Here is a 15,137-nt window from a genome sequence, read left to right as displayed (position 1 = left end):
CAAAAAGTCGAAAACAACCCTCTGCACAGGAGCCGGATGCAGCAAAATCAACGGCTTAGTGCGGGAGGAGATGGGATGGCTTCCCGCCGCGGCCCTGGCCGCTCGCGCGAAGCACGATCTGATCGAATGATTGCTGCGCGTCCTGCTCATTTTACGAAACCGTTGCACCGTCGGGCAGAACAGGGGCAAAATGGCAGCATTGGAAGTAGCAGGATGGACGAGCCCCTTCCGCTGCTTCCGGTGCCAGCATCCCTGGGCTTCACACCTTGCGGAACCAAGCGACGTGCTCCGCGTTGCTGCGGTGCTCTTGAAGGTGACGCCGCCAAGACCCGGTCGCCTTGCTGAGCCAATCAAGGCGGGAAGCCAGGCGAGCCAGACCAGATGCGTCGTATCCGACTCGTGATCGCAGATCGCCGTCCGATCGTCCTGCAGGGTTTTGAGTCGCTATTTGCGACGGAGCGTGACTTCGAGATCGTTGCATCCTGCACCAATGGAGCCGAATGCCTCGAAGCCGTCCGGACGTTGACGCCGGATGTCGCGCTCGTCGAGGACGGATTTTCCGACGTGACGGCGTCTGGAATGCTCGCCGCCGTCAATGCCGAAAGCCTTGCCACACGGCTGGTCTTCTACACCGCATCGATCGCCCGTGGCGATCTCGCGGCGGCCATCGCTGCCGGTGCCTGCGCTGCTATACCGATGCGCGAAGAGCCGGAGAACCTGTTGCAGTCGTTGAGGCTGGTGGCGCCGGCCGCAGCCCGCAGGACCGGTCATGGCGCCTTGGGCGAAGCACTGACGGACCAGGAGCACAAGATCATCCGACTGGCCGCCAGCGGCATGTCGAACAAGCAGATTGCGCGCCAGATCAAGGTCGCCCCAGCCCGAGTTGAGGCGCGAATCGAAGAGATATCTGCGCAGCTTGGCATAAAGAACCGGACGGAACTCGCAAGGTTCGCCCTGTCGCGCCTTTACGGCGGCGTCGGCGTGCTTGCAGCTCTGATTTGGGCCGTGCTCGACGACATTCAATCCGCAAACGCGACCGCAGTCGACCATGCGGATGCCGATAACGTCACGATCATGACCGCCGACGGCACCGGCGCGGTCGTGACCATCAAGATTGCTCCCCACAAGGCGAACGCTGCTTCGGGCAAAACGGCCAAAGCCGTCCGGGTCGAGAATTCGCTGGCTGAGATGCCGATGCGGGCGAGCAAGCTCATCGAATCCCGAGCCGATATTGCTGGCAGCACGATCACAGTGCCGACACTCAACCCTTCAAGGCCGGGCTTGAGCAGCGCCGGCGCGTTCATGATGACGGCGGTCGGCCTCTCGATCTACGAGCTCCTCAGCCGTCACGCCCAGGCGTCCACCGTTTGGGACAGCCCGAGCGATGTCTTTGCGTGGGCTGACGCGAACGCCCCCAGCGAGTTGGTCGCCCTCAATAGTCCCGGCAGGCCCGACTTCAACGGCTTCGACAGCCTGCCCTGGTTCGATTCCGACAGACACCATGAATCATTCGCCTTCGAGGCTGCCTCAGGCGATGCCATGGCCAGAGCCGACGAAGTTCAGACCATCGATGCGGCCGCGCGCGAGGACAGCTTCCGCGGCAGCGATAACCCTCACATCGGATCCGGTGCCGTCGACGCACTGAGTGATCATGGCGGCGTCGAGCAGGCGGCCGCAGCAGACTCACGCGATCATGAACAATCGCAACGCGAGTTGCACGTTTCGGAAGACGGCGCAGCAGCAGGCAAGCCGCATGCCGAGCACGAGCCACCGGGTCACGATCCAAGTCACAGGCAATCGCAGCGTGACTTGCATGCTTCGGAGAACGGCGCAGCAGCCGACAAGCAGGATCCAACCGGACACGACTCCAATCCTGGGCAACTGCGTCACGCTTCGAAGGACGGTTCCGCAGCTGCCGAGCAGCATGTCAAGAATGATGGACCGGGAAGCCACGCCAATCCCGGCCAGTCGCAACGTGACTCGCAACAGACCCATTCAGACGCTTCCACGAAGCTGCATGCCGAGCCGAGCCAAAAGGCTCGCGGCAACGATCAAGCGGAGCATGACGCCGGTCCGGCACAAGCGGCTGCCTCGCCCAGGGCCGGAGATTCCTTCCATTTCAAGAACGATATGCCATGGGCCAAGGATTCGGATCATCGTGCGAATGGCTACGGCACCGACACGGCTGACCATGGTCCGCACCGAGGCGGATATGCTGATCTGGCGCTGATCCCGGATGCAGACCTGATTGGCCCGTCGCGCGCGGAGCAAAGCGCAGTTGATCACACACGAGGCGTCGAGCACCATCCGACGCATGACTTCTTTGTGTAGCTGGTTCGACGCCTCGCGCACCGGCATCGGTGCGGACATTCAACAGAAGCCTCGAAGTTCCATTCACGAAATTCCGGCCCCGCGCGCGCAGCGCGAGCCCGGAGGATGGGTAGAGCGCCAGCGAAACCTGTCAATTCCTCCGCCTGTCGCGAGGCTTGATGGGTTTCGTAAGGGCTCAACCCACCCGACGTGCGTACTGTGCCTCGCCGAGGGACGGCGCTTGACCCGGACCTCGGCTGCATTTCCGTGCACGCGCCTGATGCAATCCGAAGCAAACTTTGGGCTAAAACAACATACGATTCACATATGTTGATGCTGGAACAACGTCGGCGGATTTCAGTCGCGATTGCATCATTTTCCCGATTGGTCCACCGCCGGGCCATGATCCAAGCCCGTTCGAAAGCTTGGTTTGGGGGTTACACGACATGCATGAAGATCGTGACCTAGCGGCTGACGCCGCTGTGCTGCTGCATGAGCGTGTGGAACAGCTCACGTCTCTGTTGTCCGAATTGGAAAGTCTTCGCGCCCGCGTGCTTGCGGCGGAGCGTACCACCACGACCGAAATCGCTCCGGTCCGAGCGCGGGCGCCATCGCGGCACGCGCCTTCTTCAATTTCTCCGGCCGCTACATCGGCTTGGAGTTGTGCTAATTCCCGATGATGGCGTTAACCATCGTCAACGGGTGCTTCGAAGTTTCTTAAATCTTGCCGGGTACCTCTCCTGGGGCATGGTGACCTGGGAAGAGACATGAGCAAGCGGGCCAAACGCCGGAAGGTCGAGACGATCGCACTGCCGATGGCCGCGCGCGTTGGAATTGGCGCCGTGGCCGTCGCCGCGTTGGGGTACGGCCTGCTGGCTCGCCCCGGAAGCGTGCAACCGGTGCGGAAGCCGTCCGCGCCGCAGGCGATGGCATCGTCAAGTCCGGTCTACGTGGCACCTCCGGCTCCTGCAGCAGCGCCCGCGCCGGCTGCGATTCCGGCTCCGGCGCCGCTGGTCGAGCCGCCCAAGGCCGACGCCGACGTTCCCGGCGCCTTGGTCCGGCAGGTGGTCGACTATTCCAGCCACCAGGCACCGGGCACGGTGATCATCGATACTAAGAACACGTTCCTCTATCTCGTCCTGAACGACACGCAGGCGATGCGCTACGGCATCGGTGTGGGCCGCGAAGGTTTCGCGTGGTCCGGCGAGCAGACCGTGGCGCGCAAGGCAGAATGGCCGGATTGGCGCCCGCCTGCGGAGATGGTCTCGCGTCAGCCTTATCTGCCGCGGTTCATGGCGGGCGGGCCCGGGAATCCGCTCGGCGCCCGGGCGATGTATCTCGGCGAGACCGAATATCGCATTCACGGCACCAACAAGCCCGATACGATCGGCAAGCGGGTGTCGTCCGGCTGTATCCGGCTGACCAACGAGGACGTCAGCGACCTCTATGAGCGGGTGAAAGTCGGCGCGAAGGTGATCGTGCTTCCGACGAATGCGGCCCGTCGACCATCGCAAGGAGCGCCGCCCGACGCAGCATCCCGACCGCCGGACGCGGCATCGCCGTCGAACCGGCCGTCGGCAACCAACGCGCAGATGCCGTCACCTGGACCGAAGATCGCCGAGGTGCAGTAGTTCGCGATCGCCGCGCTCTTGACCGGAGCTGGGTGGCCTGCGCTTGAGGAGTCACGGCTTCGTCAACACGCAGGGCACCAGTCCGGCGCTACATGCGCTAGGGTGAAGCCATGAAAAAAATCGGATTCCTCTCCTTCGGGCACTGGACGCCCTCGCCGCAATCCCGGACGCGCTCGGCGGCGGATACGCTGCTGCAATCGATCGAGCTGGCGGTCGCGGCCGAACAGCTCGGGGCCGACGGCGCCTATTTCCGCGTCCACCATTTCGCGCGGCAGCTGGCCTCGCCGTTTCCGCTGCTTGCGGCGGTCGGCGCCCGGACGAGCCAAATCGAGATCGGCACGGCCGTGATCGACATGCGCTACGAGAACCCGCTCTACATGGTGGAGGACGCCGGCAGCGCCGATCTCATCGCCGGCGGGCGGCTGCAGCTCGGCATCAGCCGCGGCTCGCCCGAGCAGGTGATCGACGGCTGGCGCTATTTCGGCTATCGGCCGGCCGAGGGCCAGAGCGATGCCGACATGGGGCGGCGCCATGCCGAGGTCTTCCTCGACCTCCTGCGCGGCGAAGGTTTTGCCGAGCCCAACCCGCAGCCGATGTTTCCCAATCCGCCGGGGCTGCTGCGCCTGGAGCCGCATGCGCAGGGCTTGCGCGAGCGGATCTGGTGGGGCGCCGGCTCGAACGCGACCGCAATGTGGGCGGCGAAGCTCGGCATGAACCTGCAAAGCTCGACGCTGAAGAACGACGAGACCGGCGAGGCCTTTCACGTGCAGCAGGCGGCGCAGATCCGAGCCTACCGCGCGGCGTGGAAGGAAGCCGGTCACAACCGCGAGCCCCGCGTCTCCGTCAGCCGCAGCATCTTCGCGCTGATCGACGATCGCGACCGCGCCTATTTCGGCGGCGAGCGCGGCAGCGAGGACCAGATCGGCTTCATCGACCCGCACACCCGCGCGATCTTCGGCCGCAGCTATGCGGCCGAGCCGGACATGCTGATCGAACAGCTGCGGCAGGACGAGGCGATCACCGAAGCCGATACGCTGCTGCTGACGATCCCGAACCAGCTCGGCGTGGACTATTGCGCGCATGCGATCGAGGCGATCCTGAAGCATGTCGCGCCGGCGCTGGGATGGCGGTGACTGCGGTCGGCGAGCCAGGCAGTCGCACATAACATCGTTGAGCGGCCTAAGCGCGCGCCTCGTCCTTCGAGACGACCGCTTTCAGCGGTCTCCTCAGGATGAGGCTAAGCAGCATCGGCGTCCATTGAAAGTGTTGCCACGTACTCAGTCCTCATCCTGAGGAGCCCGCATCAGCGGGCGTCTCGAAGGATGGCCGAGAAAGATTGCCAATCGTCCGCCCGCCTCACCCCGTCTTCGTCCCCGTGATGACGGCCAGTGCCTCGACGAGGCGGTCGAGATCGGCCTCGTCGGTGAAGAGCGCCGGCGTCACACGGATGCACTGGCCTTTGGCGACGCCGGCGCGGCGCACCGTCATGATCTTGTAGCTGTCCCGAAGCTTCGCAACGATGGCCTCGTTGTCGGTCTTGCCGGTCTTGCCGGCGAGGCGGAAGGACGTGATCGCGCCATATGAGCCGGCTTCATCCGGCGTCAGGATCTCGATGTCCTTGAAGCCGCGGACGCGGCTCACCCAATAATCGCGCAAGTGGCGCAGGCGCGCCTGCTTGGCCGCCGGGCCGATCTCTTGATGCAGCGCCAGCGCCGTCGGCACGGTCAGCACCGTGGCGAAATTGACCGTGCCGGTATGCACCCGCGAGCGGATGTCGCTTTCCGGAAAATCCTCGTCACCCATGTCGCGATCGATGGCCGAAAGGCGGTCCTTCCTGATGTAGAGGAAGCCGACGCCGAGCGGCGCGCCGATCCATTTGTGCAGATTGAAGCCGACGAAATCGGTCTCGAGCTCGCTCACCCGGACATCGAGCTGCCCCCAGGAATGGGCGGCATCGACGATGGCGTCGATGCCCTTGGCCCTGGCCATGCGGGCGATCTCGGCGACCGGCATGACGAAGCCGGTACGATGGCTGACATGGGTCTTGGCTGTGTGCAAACGGATGGTCGGCACGCGGCCGTGGGTCGCCAATCATTGCAGGCGGCCGATGTTCTCGCGTCGGATCGTCCAATGACCGGCCAAAGTAGGTATCGCGACGCGGTATTGCGCTTTTGGACGCACTTTCCGGGCTTCAGGCGGCGCGGATGGCTGCAATCAGGCGCGGTTTGCCGACGATGTTCATCACCCGTGTGAGGTTATAGGCGAGAACATGCAGCGCCATTTCGGCGGCGACGTTCCGTAGGCGCTTCATCAGGAAGTGGGTCGCCCCCATACGGGCCTTGATCGTGCCGAAGGGATGCTCGACCGTCTCGCGCCGCCTCCGCATGGCGTCGGGGTCGGAATCGAGCCGTCTCTGGACCTCCTCGACCACATGCTCATGCTCCCAGCGTGTGATGCGGCGCTCCTTGGACGGCGTACATTGGCTCTTGATTGCGCAGCCTTGGCACGCTGCTGTCGACCAGTAACGGCGCAGCGTCATTCCATGCTCGATGTTGGTATAGCGATAGGGCAGCACCTGGCCGGACGGGCAGCGGTAGACGTCCTCGTCAGGTAGATAGGCGAAGTCCTGTTTGCCGAACCGACCCTCCGCCTTGGCGTTCGACGTCATGGGCTTGGGCAGCGTGACTGCAACGCCAGCCTCTTTGCAGGCCAATATCTCCTCTCCGTCGAAGTAGCCACGGTCGGCGACCGCCTCGAGTTTGTCCACTTCGAGCACTTCTTTGGCTTGCTTCGACATCCGAGCAAGCTGCCCACGGTCATTGCCGACGTTTATGACCTCATGCGTAACAATCAGATGGTGTTCGGTGTCCACCGCGACCTGGACATTGTAGCCGACGACACCCGATCCGCGTCCACTGGTGGCCATCGAACGGGCATCCGGATCGGTCAGCGATATCTGTTGATCCGGCGTCTTGCGCATCTGCGCATCGAGCACTTCCAGGCGGCCCATCTCCTGCTTCAGTCGAGCGATCTTTTCCTTAATCCTCGTTGTCTTGATGCTGATCGCTTCCGATGGCTCCTGCCGATCGGCGCTATCCAGTTGACGCAGATATCGCCCGACGCTTTCCTCGATCTGCGCCATCCGCCTCGCCATCTTGGCATGTGTGAAGTTGCGATCGCGGTTGTTCACTGCCTTGAACTTGCTGCCATCGATTGCGACGCTTGGGGTCTGCAACAGGCCCATTTGCCGGCATAGCGCAACGAACTTCGCACAAACCTTCCGAAGCGCCGCACCATTGTCCTTCCGGAAATCGGCGATCGTCTTATGATCGGGAGCCAGGCGGCCGATCAGCCACATCACCTCGATATTGCGGCACGCCTCACGTTCCAGGCGGCGACTGGATTGCACCCGATTGAGATAACCGTAGATGTAAAGCTTCAGAAGGACTGCCGGATGATAGGAAGGCCGGCCCGTCTCCTTGGCGATCACACGCTCAAATCCCATTCCATGCAGGTCGAGCGCCTCGACAAACACGTCGATCACATGGACCGCGTTGCCCTCGTCTACCCAATCCTCCAGACATTCCGGCAAGAGCGTCAGCTGGGATCTGTCCGCGCCTTCAACGAAGCGTCCCATCCGTATCCCCCCATTAGGAAACGGAGGAATCGTAACCGACTCGCGGCTTTTCACACAGCCAGGGTCAGGAGCAGAAGCCGCGTCCTCGGGTTCGCCTCGATGGCGCGGGCATAGGCGTCGAGCACCGCCTGGCGGGTGGCGGGCTCCGGCACGTCGAACTTGACCACGTCGACGCCGCGGCGCGCCTTCAGCGCGTTCATCGCGTATTGCATCGAATCATAGTCGAGGTCGGCATAGAGCACGCCGTCGCCCGGCTTCAACCTGTTGTAGCCGCCGATGAGGAGCTGAAGCGCTTCGGTCGCGCCGCGTGTGAGCGCGATCTCCTCCGGGAGCGCGCCGACCGCCTCCGCCACCTTGGTGCGCACCGACTCGAAATCCGTGCCCGCACGCAGCCGCGCGTAATAGGTGTTCTGATAATTGACCATGTCGGACTGGCGGATGAACTCGCGCCTGACGGGCTCGGCCATGATGCCCCAATAGCCGTTCTCGAAATTGACAATTTCAGGCGTGACGGCATAGAGCCCCTTCACGGCCGCCCAATAGGACTTGTCGGTGGCGATCGCGGCCGCCGAGCCGGTCGGCTGCGGCGGAAGGCTCGCGGCGGCAAAGGCCGGCGCCGCAAGCGGCGCCATTGCCGCGGCCGCAAGGCCCTTGAGCATCGCGCGGCGGTCCGCCGAAATCGTCTTGATCAGTTGCATGTCAGCTCTCCCCAGAGCGTCTTCGGGCGAAGCGGCGTCGGGCTCGCGTCAAGAAAACGCATCAACAACAATCCGGAGCTCGGTCCCGATGTCATCGGAACGGAGCCCTGGCGCGCCGGGAAAAGAGCAACGGACGATGCAGCTAAGATGACCGGAGCATGACAATGCGATGATCGCGCAAAGGAGATTGCAGGATCAGGCTGCTGCCCGCTTTGTTGCCGCTCGCGCGTGCTCCGCGGACGGGATCGGACGGTCTGCAGAAACGCCGGGCACGAGCGGAACGAGCTCGTCCACCGCGCTCTCGACCCGATTACGGCCGAGCGACTTCGCCGTGTAGAGCGCCTTGTCGGCGCGCTCGCACAGCGCCTCGATGCCGCCGGGCGCGCTGTCCGCATGTGCGAGGCCGACGCTGACCGTGGCTGCGATCACGACATCGTCGACGACGCGCGCGACCGCCGCGAAGCTCTCGCGGACGCGCTCGGCGACCGCGATCGCCGCCTGCCGGTCGGGCCCGCTGACGATCGCGGCGAACTCCTCGCCGCCGAGCCGGCCCGCAACGCCGCCTCGCGGCAGATTGGCGGACAGCGTCTGTGCGAACAAGCGCAGCACGCGGTCGCCCGTCGCATGCCCATGGGTGTCGTTGATCGCTTTGAACAGGTCGAGATCGAACAGCAGGAACGCGATCGTCCCGTTTGCAGGTGACTTCAGGCTCTGCTCGCCGGATTCCAGGAAGGCGCGGCGGTTGGCGAGACCGGTCAGCGCGTCCGTCATCGAGGCGCGCTTGTGCGCGAGCTCGCTCCGCTCCTTGGTGAGCGCAAGAAACAGATAGTTGATGGCGATGAAGTAGAGCAGGGTGAACGCGCTTACGATCGCGAACCAGAACGATTGCAGCGTCTCGAAGCGCGTGACCGGCGCCGCGGCGAGGGGATGCGCCACGTGGAGCGGAATACGCACGAGAAACAGGGCGCCGCCGAGCGCGGTCAGCACGATCAGCGGCCACCGCGACAGCAGCGGCTCGGCGCGGCCGGTCCACAGCACGTAGGCGCAGCCGAGCGAATAAGAGCCCATGGCGACCGAGACGATGATCAAGCGCGCCGTGGCGGACTCGTACAGTGCCGGGATCTGACAGGTCACAATCCACATCGCCGCGCCCGCGAGCAGGAGAAGCGGGCTCGTCCGCCGGCCTTCGAAGCAGCGCGCCCCCTCCAGCATCAGAGCGCAGGCCGTGAACAGGACGGCGTAGGCGAGATCGAGCGAACAGACGTCCGGGATCACGCCGCGCAGGCAGAGCAGGCCGAGCGCGGCTGCCATGACCAGCACGGCGCCGCCCCACCAGGCAAGAGCGCGAACCGCGCGATTTTGCAGCCACGCGAAAAGCGTCAGCGCGCCGAGCAGCACCATGACTGCCAGCAGCAGCACGTAGATCGTCGGGACATGGAGCAGCGGCATGATTCTCACCTGTCACCGGTGGCTATACCAAGCCGCCGCTACGATTTGCTTGCGATGATTGGTAAACGTGGTCGTAACGGCCGAGGAATCAGGTCTTCGAGCAGGCCAGGGAGGCGGACGCGCCGAGCATTCCGCAATCCATTGAGTCTGACGCTCGCGGCGAACAGACAGACGACGACGTCCTCTCCAGGCAGATGAACGGCGGATGAATGAACGCGATGGCTTTGCGTGTCGCGGAACTGACTCAAGGCCGCACCAACACGTCAACGTGTCTGGCACAAGGAACGTTTGCGCGATTGCCAATTTATCCCGTGCCTGATTGGCGATTTGATTTTGGAAACCCTGGAGGAAAATGGACATGAGGATCCTGAAGCTCTCTGCGGCTGCGGCCGCGCTGCTGGCCGGCACGGCGCTCGCTGTTGCGCAATCGAGCTCGACGATCGGCACCGGCGGCTCATCGGCCGGCGGCGGCACCAGCTCTTCGACGGTGGGCACCGGTGGCTCTTCGGCTGGCGGCAGCGGGTCGGGCTCTGCATCGACGCTCGGCACCGGCGGCTCGTCCGCGGGCGGCGGCACCAGCTCTTCGACCGTTGGCACCGGTGGTTCGGCGGCCGGCAGTGGCTCGGGCAGCGGCTCGGCCTCGACGCTCGGCACCGGTGGCTCATCGGCCGGCGGCGGCAAGAGCTCGTCCAGCGTCGGCACCGGCGGTTCTGCGGCGGGCAGCGGCTCCACCGTTGGCCAGTCGGGCGCATCGAAATCGCCCGGCATGAGCGACGGCAAGTCCGGCAGCCACGCCAGCGACACGGGCCTCGAGAAGGGCAAGGGCCACAACAAGGACGAATGGAAGAAGGACAAGAACTAGTCCGACCCGGGGAGCGGCACGCGCCGCTCCCTTTCGTCTATGGAGGAGGAGCCGCAATGAACAAGGCAATCGTTGCGATCACGGTGCTCGCCCTGACGGCGAGCGCTGCATCGGCAGAGACCATGGAAAAGACCGGAAAGACGAGCTCTGGCGAGACCTGCAAGGTCAAAGTGGAGAAGCACGCAGACGGCAGCATCACCGCCGCCGGCGCATCGAGCTCGGGCACGACGGGCTCGACCGCATCGAGCGGTTCACTGTCGAGCTCGAGCTCGGCCGGCGGATCGTCGGTCCATGTGCAAGCGGGCGGCGGCCACGTCTCGAGCTCCTCGTCGACGGCGGGAGGACCTGGCTCCACCAGCGCCAGCACCATCACCGTCAACGGCTGCACGATCTCGACCTCGTCGCCTTGAGACAAGTTGCCATCGAACAGAGGATTGAAACATGAGAACACTCGTTACGACCTCGGCGGTCGCGCTTCTGCTTGCCGCCACTTCACCAGTGCTGGCGCAGACCAGCATCACCGGCGGCAGCGGCGGCTCGGCCGCAGCGGGCGGCACCTCCGCCTCCACCGTCGGCACCGGCGGCACGTCCACCTCGGCGACGGGCCGCACCGGCTCCTCGATCGCCGCCGGCGGAAGCGCGGCTGCCGCCAGCGGCAAGACGCAGACCGGCGTCAGCATGAACAAGGGCAACGGCCCGGTGCTCAACTCCAACGCCCGCGCCCAGGCTCATGACGGCGGCACGTTCAGCCGCTCGCACACCCGCACCAAGGTCAAGGCCGGCGAGCAAGTCGGCTCGACCACCAAGACGATGTCGCATACGCCGGGTTCGAAGCCGACCATGTCGACCACATCGACGACCGCGCGCTAGACGCAAATACGCGCGGCTCTATTCCTCACGACCTGCTGCCCGGCGTGCCCGGGCAGCTCTTTTTCGTCTTGTGACTTTTCCGTCTTGTGAGCCGGCTCAACCAGCACGCAGGCTGCGGCTGATGCGGGTCACGACGGCATCCCATCGCTGCTTCTGGGCGGCTGGATAATTGATCAGCACGCAGTGCACATAGCCCCGCGAGAAATTGCACCGGTCGTACCAAATCTTGTCGCGCTTGATGCTCGAGACCACGAAGAAGTTCGACGTGATCCGCTTGTAAATGATCCCTGTCGGCGGATTCTTCCGCGCCAGGAATTCGGCCGGCGACAGGCCTTGCTGGTTCTCGACGGCCTGAACGGTGAGGTCCGCACTGCCGTCGTGGCTGCGAAACTGCTGCCCATATCCGTCGGGCTTCCCAGCCGGCTCGGTAAAGATCGAGGTGGGAATGTCGACCGAGGTTGCGGATTCCGGGATGCGGTACGCCCTCCAGCCGTTTGCCGAGGCAAATGATGATGTCGCACAAAGCGCGATGATTGCGGCAATCAGTGTCTTCATGTTCGCCTCGTCACTTGCGCGGCGCCAGCTGCAGCTCCATCAGGGCGATCCTTTGCAGGTCGGCGACGTTCCGCTCGCCTGCGCTGGCGGTGCGCAGGATGGATTCGGCGAGCGCGTTGACGTGCGAGGAATGCACGGGGTCCGGCAGGGTCGCAACGGCAGCTTCCAGCGCGGTCGTCATGATCTCGATCACCTCGGGAGAAAATTCGGCGTTGGAAAAATTCTTCATCGCGTGCTTCGGCCGCTTGTGCGGGTCCTGTTCAACGCCGGGAAAAAATGGAAGTTCCTGGATAACCGCGGTCCAGGCACCGGGGCGAGCAGAACCGTTGGCGCGCCGGCAGCCTACGTGACGGGCTGGAAGCCGGTGAGCCGAACGGGCTCGGCATCCTCGTTTGCAACTGTCTGCACCCTCACATGGCTGCCGATGACGAGGCCGGCGAGCGAGAGCATCAGGCCCAGCGCGAGCGGCGCGAACAGGGCCTCTTCCTGAAACAATCCGTTGAGTACAACGACCAGGACGCCGAAACCGGCAAGGCCCTGCGTCAGATATCCGGACGAGGCGTACAGGCGCCAGGCCTTGAGGGCGATCGCGAAATAGAAGGCCAGCGGCACGAAAGCCGCGATTCCCATCTGGTACAAGAGAACGCCGATCGCGCTTTCGACCGCGCCGTCGATCGTGCCGGCAGCCTGCGCAGCGCTCCAGTCGATGGAAAAATAGCTCTCCGACAGATTGCCGCCGATGCCGAGGCCACGGCCGTAAGGTCTCTGCACGAATCCGTCGAGACCGCCCATCAAGCCGATGACGTGATAGTCGCCGATCTGCAGCCCGAGGCGAATCGCCAGGATCGCAAAGGCGATCATGCCGGCGAACCCCAGCAACAACGTCGCTACGGCACCGATGAGGCGAGTCCCGATCCAGCCCGCAGCCACGAAGACGACGGTGATGAGCGCTCCCTTCACGCTGCAAAAGACCAGCAGCGGCAGGGCTGCCAGGGCGAGCAGCGGGCGTCCGACCGAGAACAGGAACAGGGCGAGAAAGCCGATCCCGTAGGCGAAGCTGATCGGGTGCATATTCGGACCGTTGATGCGCAGCATCTTCGACAGGCCGAAGCCTTCGAGCAAAGGCGTGTTCAGGAAGTCGAAGCTGAAGCGATCCTTGAGCGTGACCGGCACGTTGCCGGTCTGCCGCATCTGGGCCTCCCAGACGCCGGAATGGGTCGCCTTGAGCTCGTCGAAGCCCCAGAACGTATGGCCGTTGGTGACGGCCAGCCAGACATCGCGCAAGACGAGCTCGACATAGCCGCACAGCATGAGGATGACCGCGAGCGCGACCAGGAACGGCGTGATGCGCACCTCGAAGGTTGCCGCGGTCAGGAGCGACAGCTGAAACAGAAACAGCGGCAGAACGATGTTGCGCAAATAGACCGCCGCCGGCTGTCCGTCCTGGACGAAGCCGATCGCGAAATAGAGCGAGACGATGGCAAGGGTGACGACGCCCCAGCGCATGATCTGATTGATCTCCCTCGACTGACTCCTCCGGCCGAGCACGTAAAGCCCGAACGTCGCCAGCCACATCACGGAGCAGACCAGGAAATTGTAGCCCTTGATGAAGTCGAGATCGGACGGAAGCGGGACCAGCGGCGACAGCACGGAGACGAACAGGTTCTGGAAGAACAGGACGAAGATCGCGACGGCCGGCGCGGAGGTCGGGACCGCAACGACGATGGCGATGCCGATCAGGACCTCGACGGTGATGGCCAGAGCCGGATTGGCGAGGTGCAGAACCGGCGCAGAGCCGATCGTCGCGATGGCGACGCAGAAGGTCACGGCCAGCTCGCGCCAGGCCGGAGGCGACGGCGCGGCCTGCACGCTGTGGCCTTGCGGTGAGTACCCGGCGCTCATCAATGGTCCTTTGGCATCGCGCCGGGACACGATAGCCGCGCGAGGGGTAAGGATCCGTTAACGATCACCGCGCGCGGCGGGAGACCTTTCAAGCCGGCCGGGCGCTCCGAGCAGCGCCCGCGTCACGTCGGGATCGGGCTTGCCGGTTCTGGCATCGACGAGACCAAAGCCCTGCGCCAGTTCCCAATGCGCCCAGCCCCAGCAATGTGCGCGGGCATAGGCGGTGACCTCCGCCAGCCAGCGCAACCGGCTCTGCCTGGGGGCGCCGGCTTTCAACACGCCGAACTCGTTGACGATGATCGGCCGCGAAAATTGCTGCTGCCATGCGAGCGCGGGCGCGAGCCAGCGATCGGCCCCCGGCTTGTCCTTGGCGGCGGCAATCGCGGTATCGAGCATGGCGAGCGCCTTGACCGCGCCCCTCGCCTGCAAATCCTGCCGAAGCGCCTGAACCTTGGGATCGCCCGCATTGATCGGGTAAGGCAGATCCATGATGTCGTGCAGCGGATCGCGCGCGTCCCAATGGCCCTGATGGGTGAACACCATCGGATCGTAGAAATGGATGGCGTAGACGACGTCAGGGTCCGCCAGCGGACGAAACCGCGGCAGCGAGTCCGCACGCTGCCAGTTGACCGGACCGACGATGAGCGTGGTCGCGGGCAGCAACCCGCGAACGAAGACGGCGAGCGTCTCGACCTCCTTTTGCCATCTGTCCGCTTCGATATCGGGCTCGTTGAGCAGCTCGGCGAAGATGCGATCGGCAGGATGGGTTCGGATGACCTCTGCAAGCGCGCGCCAGGCCTCCTGCATCTCACCCATCGCCGCATCCGGATCATCCTTGTGCAGGCGATTGAAGCGCTCGCCCGGATGAAGATCGACAGAGCTGGCATAGCCGAGCGAGGTCAGCTGCTTCAACGCGCTGTCGAGCACGCGCAGGGTCGCCGCGCGCTCGTCCGTTGCGGCAAAGCGCGGCATCACGCGCTCCGCCGGCACCGGCAGGCGGACGTGGCTCATGCCGGCCTTGCGCAGCTGCTGCAGCAGCGCGCGGCTCGGCGGCGCAGTGTTGATCCAGCCGTCGGCGTTGAAGCCGCGCGAGAGCGCGGCAAGCCGCTCGGGGGAAACCGTCGACGGCAGGGGCACGCAATCCTCGGCGAACACCGGCCGGCCGGCCGCGATCGACAACAGCATCGCCGCAGCCAGCAGACGGCGGCGCAAGACTGTCATCG

General features: G+C 64.5%; 14 protein-coding genes. 5 read left to right on the top strand and 9 right to left on the bottom strand.

Features of this window, described 5'->3' with window-relative positions; genetic code table 11:
• Window positions 1-381: 381 nt before the first annotated feature.
• From N2602_RS04245 to N2602_RS04235, 3 genes are all read left to right on the top strand, one after another.
• Complete coding sequence (locus N2602_RS04245) at window positions 382-2,331, top strand: LuxR C-terminal-related transcriptional regulator (protein WP_260381864.1); 1,950 nt, start codon at window positions 382-384, stop codon at window positions 2,329-2,331.
• A gap of 746 nt (window positions 2,332-3,077) precedes the next feature.
• Window positions 3,078-3,941, top strand: coding sequence for a L,D-transpeptidase (locus N2602_RS04240; protein ID WP_260381863.1), 864 nt, complete (start codon window positions 3,078-3,080; stop codon window positions 3,939-3,941).
• Between the two features lie 110 nt (window positions 3,942-4,051).
• Complete coding sequence (locus N2602_RS04235) at window positions 4,052-5,074, top strand: LLM class flavin-dependent oxidoreductase (RefSeq protein ID WP_172786739.1); 1,023 nt, start codon at window positions 4,052-4,054, stop codon at window positions 5,072-5,074.
• Between the two features lie 223 nt (window positions 5,075-5,297).
• Here N2602_RS04235 and N2602_RS04230 read toward each other — a convergent pair whose 3' ends face one another.
• The 4 genes from N2602_RS04230 to N2602_RS04215 form a co-directional block, all read right to left on the bottom strand.
• Window positions 5,298-6,014 carry an aminotransferase class V-fold PLP-dependent enzyme gene (locus N2602_RS04230; RefSeq protein WP_260381862.1) on the bottom strand — a complete coding sequence of 239 codons (717 nt, stop codon included), beginning with the start codon at window positions 6,012-6,014 and terminating at the stop codon, window positions 5,298-5,300.
• Between the two features lie 118 nt (window positions 6,015-6,132).
• A complete protein-coding gene (locus N2602_RS04225) occupies window positions 6,133-7,578 on the bottom strand; it encodes an IS1182 family transposase (RefSeq protein ID WP_260379597.1) in 1,446 nt (481 codons plus the stop codon).
• A gap of 50 nt (window positions 7,579-7,628) precedes the next feature.
• Entirely contained in the window at window positions 7,629-8,276 is a 648-nt protein-coding gene (locus tag N2602_RS04220; RefSeq protein ID WP_260381861.1) for an aminotransferase class V-fold PLP-dependent enzyme, read from the bottom strand.
• A gap of 195 nt (window positions 8,277-8,471) precedes the next feature.
• Window positions 8,472-9,725 (bottom strand): diguanylate cyclase, encoded by a 1,254-nt coding sequence (locus N2602_RS04215; RefSeq protein ID WP_260381860.1) that lies wholly within the window; start codon window positions 9,723-9,725, stop codon window positions 8,472-8,474.
• A 358-nt stretch (window positions 9,726-10,083) separates the two neighbouring features.
• Here N2602_RS04215 and N2602_RS04210 point away from each other — a divergent pair, with 358 nt between their 5' ends.
• On the top strand, window positions 10,084-10,587 hold the full coding sequence (locus tag N2602_RS04210) for a hypothetical protein (protein ID WP_260381859.1): 504 nt from the start codon (window positions 10,084-10,086) through the stop codon (window positions 10,585-10,587).
• Window positions 10,588-10,624: 37 nt separating this feature from the next.
• Here N2602_RS04210 and N2602_RS04205 read toward each other — a convergent pair whose 3' ends face one another.
• Window positions 10,625-11,002 carry a hypothetical protein gene (locus N2602_RS04205; RefSeq protein ID WP_172786735.1) on the bottom strand — a complete coding sequence of 126 codons (378 nt, stop codon included), beginning with the start codon at window positions 11,000-11,002 and terminating at the stop codon, window positions 10,625-10,627.
• A gap of 26 nt (window positions 11,003-11,028) precedes the next feature.
• On the opposite strand from N2602_RS04205, the gene N2602_RS04200 reads away from it, so the two are divergent.
• The gene (locus tag N2602_RS04200; protein ID WP_212259576.1) at window positions 11,029-11,457 is read left to right on the top strand and encodes a hypothetical protein; all 429 of its coding nucleotides are present in this window, start codon (window positions 11,029-11,031) and stop codon (window positions 11,455-11,457) included.
• Window positions 11,458-11,553: 96 nt separating this feature from the next.
• Here N2602_RS04200 and N2602_RS04195 read toward each other — a convergent pair whose 3' ends face one another.
• The 4 genes from N2602_RS04195 to N2602_RS04180 form a co-directional block, all read right to left on the bottom strand.
• Window positions 11,554-12,012, bottom strand: coding sequence for a hypothetical protein (locus N2602_RS04195; RefSeq protein ID WP_172786733.1), 459 nt, complete (start codon window positions 12,010-12,012; stop codon window positions 11,554-11,556).
• Window positions 12,013-12,022: 10 nt separating this feature from the next.
• Complete coding sequence (locus N2602_RS04190) at window positions 12,023-12,241, bottom strand: hypothetical protein (RefSeq protein ID WP_025032458.1); 219 nt, start codon at window positions 12,239-12,241, stop codon at window positions 12,023-12,025.
• Between the two features lie 113 nt (window positions 12,242-12,354).
• A complete protein-coding gene (locus N2602_RS04185) occupies window positions 12,355-13,914 on the bottom strand; it encodes a hypothetical protein (protein WP_260381858.1) in 1,560 nt (519 codons plus the stop codon).
• A gap of 57 nt (window positions 13,915-13,971) precedes the next feature.
• Window positions 13,972-15,135 carry a glycoside hydrolase family 5 protein gene (locus N2602_RS04180; RefSeq protein ID WP_260381857.1) on the bottom strand — a complete coding sequence of 388 codons (1,164 nt, stop codon included), beginning with the start codon at window positions 15,133-15,135 and terminating at the stop codon, window positions 13,972-13,974.
• Window positions 15,136-15,137 lie beyond the last annotated feature (2 nt).

The organism is Bradyrhizobium sp. NC92 (genome assembly GCF_025200865.1).
Classification (GTDB): domain Bacteria; phylum Pseudomonadota; class Alphaproteobacteria; order Rhizobiales; family Xanthobacteraceae; genus Bradyrhizobium.
The sequence above is the reverse complement of the archived record's forward strand: the minus strand, read 5'-3'. Positions and strand labels throughout refer to the sequence as shown.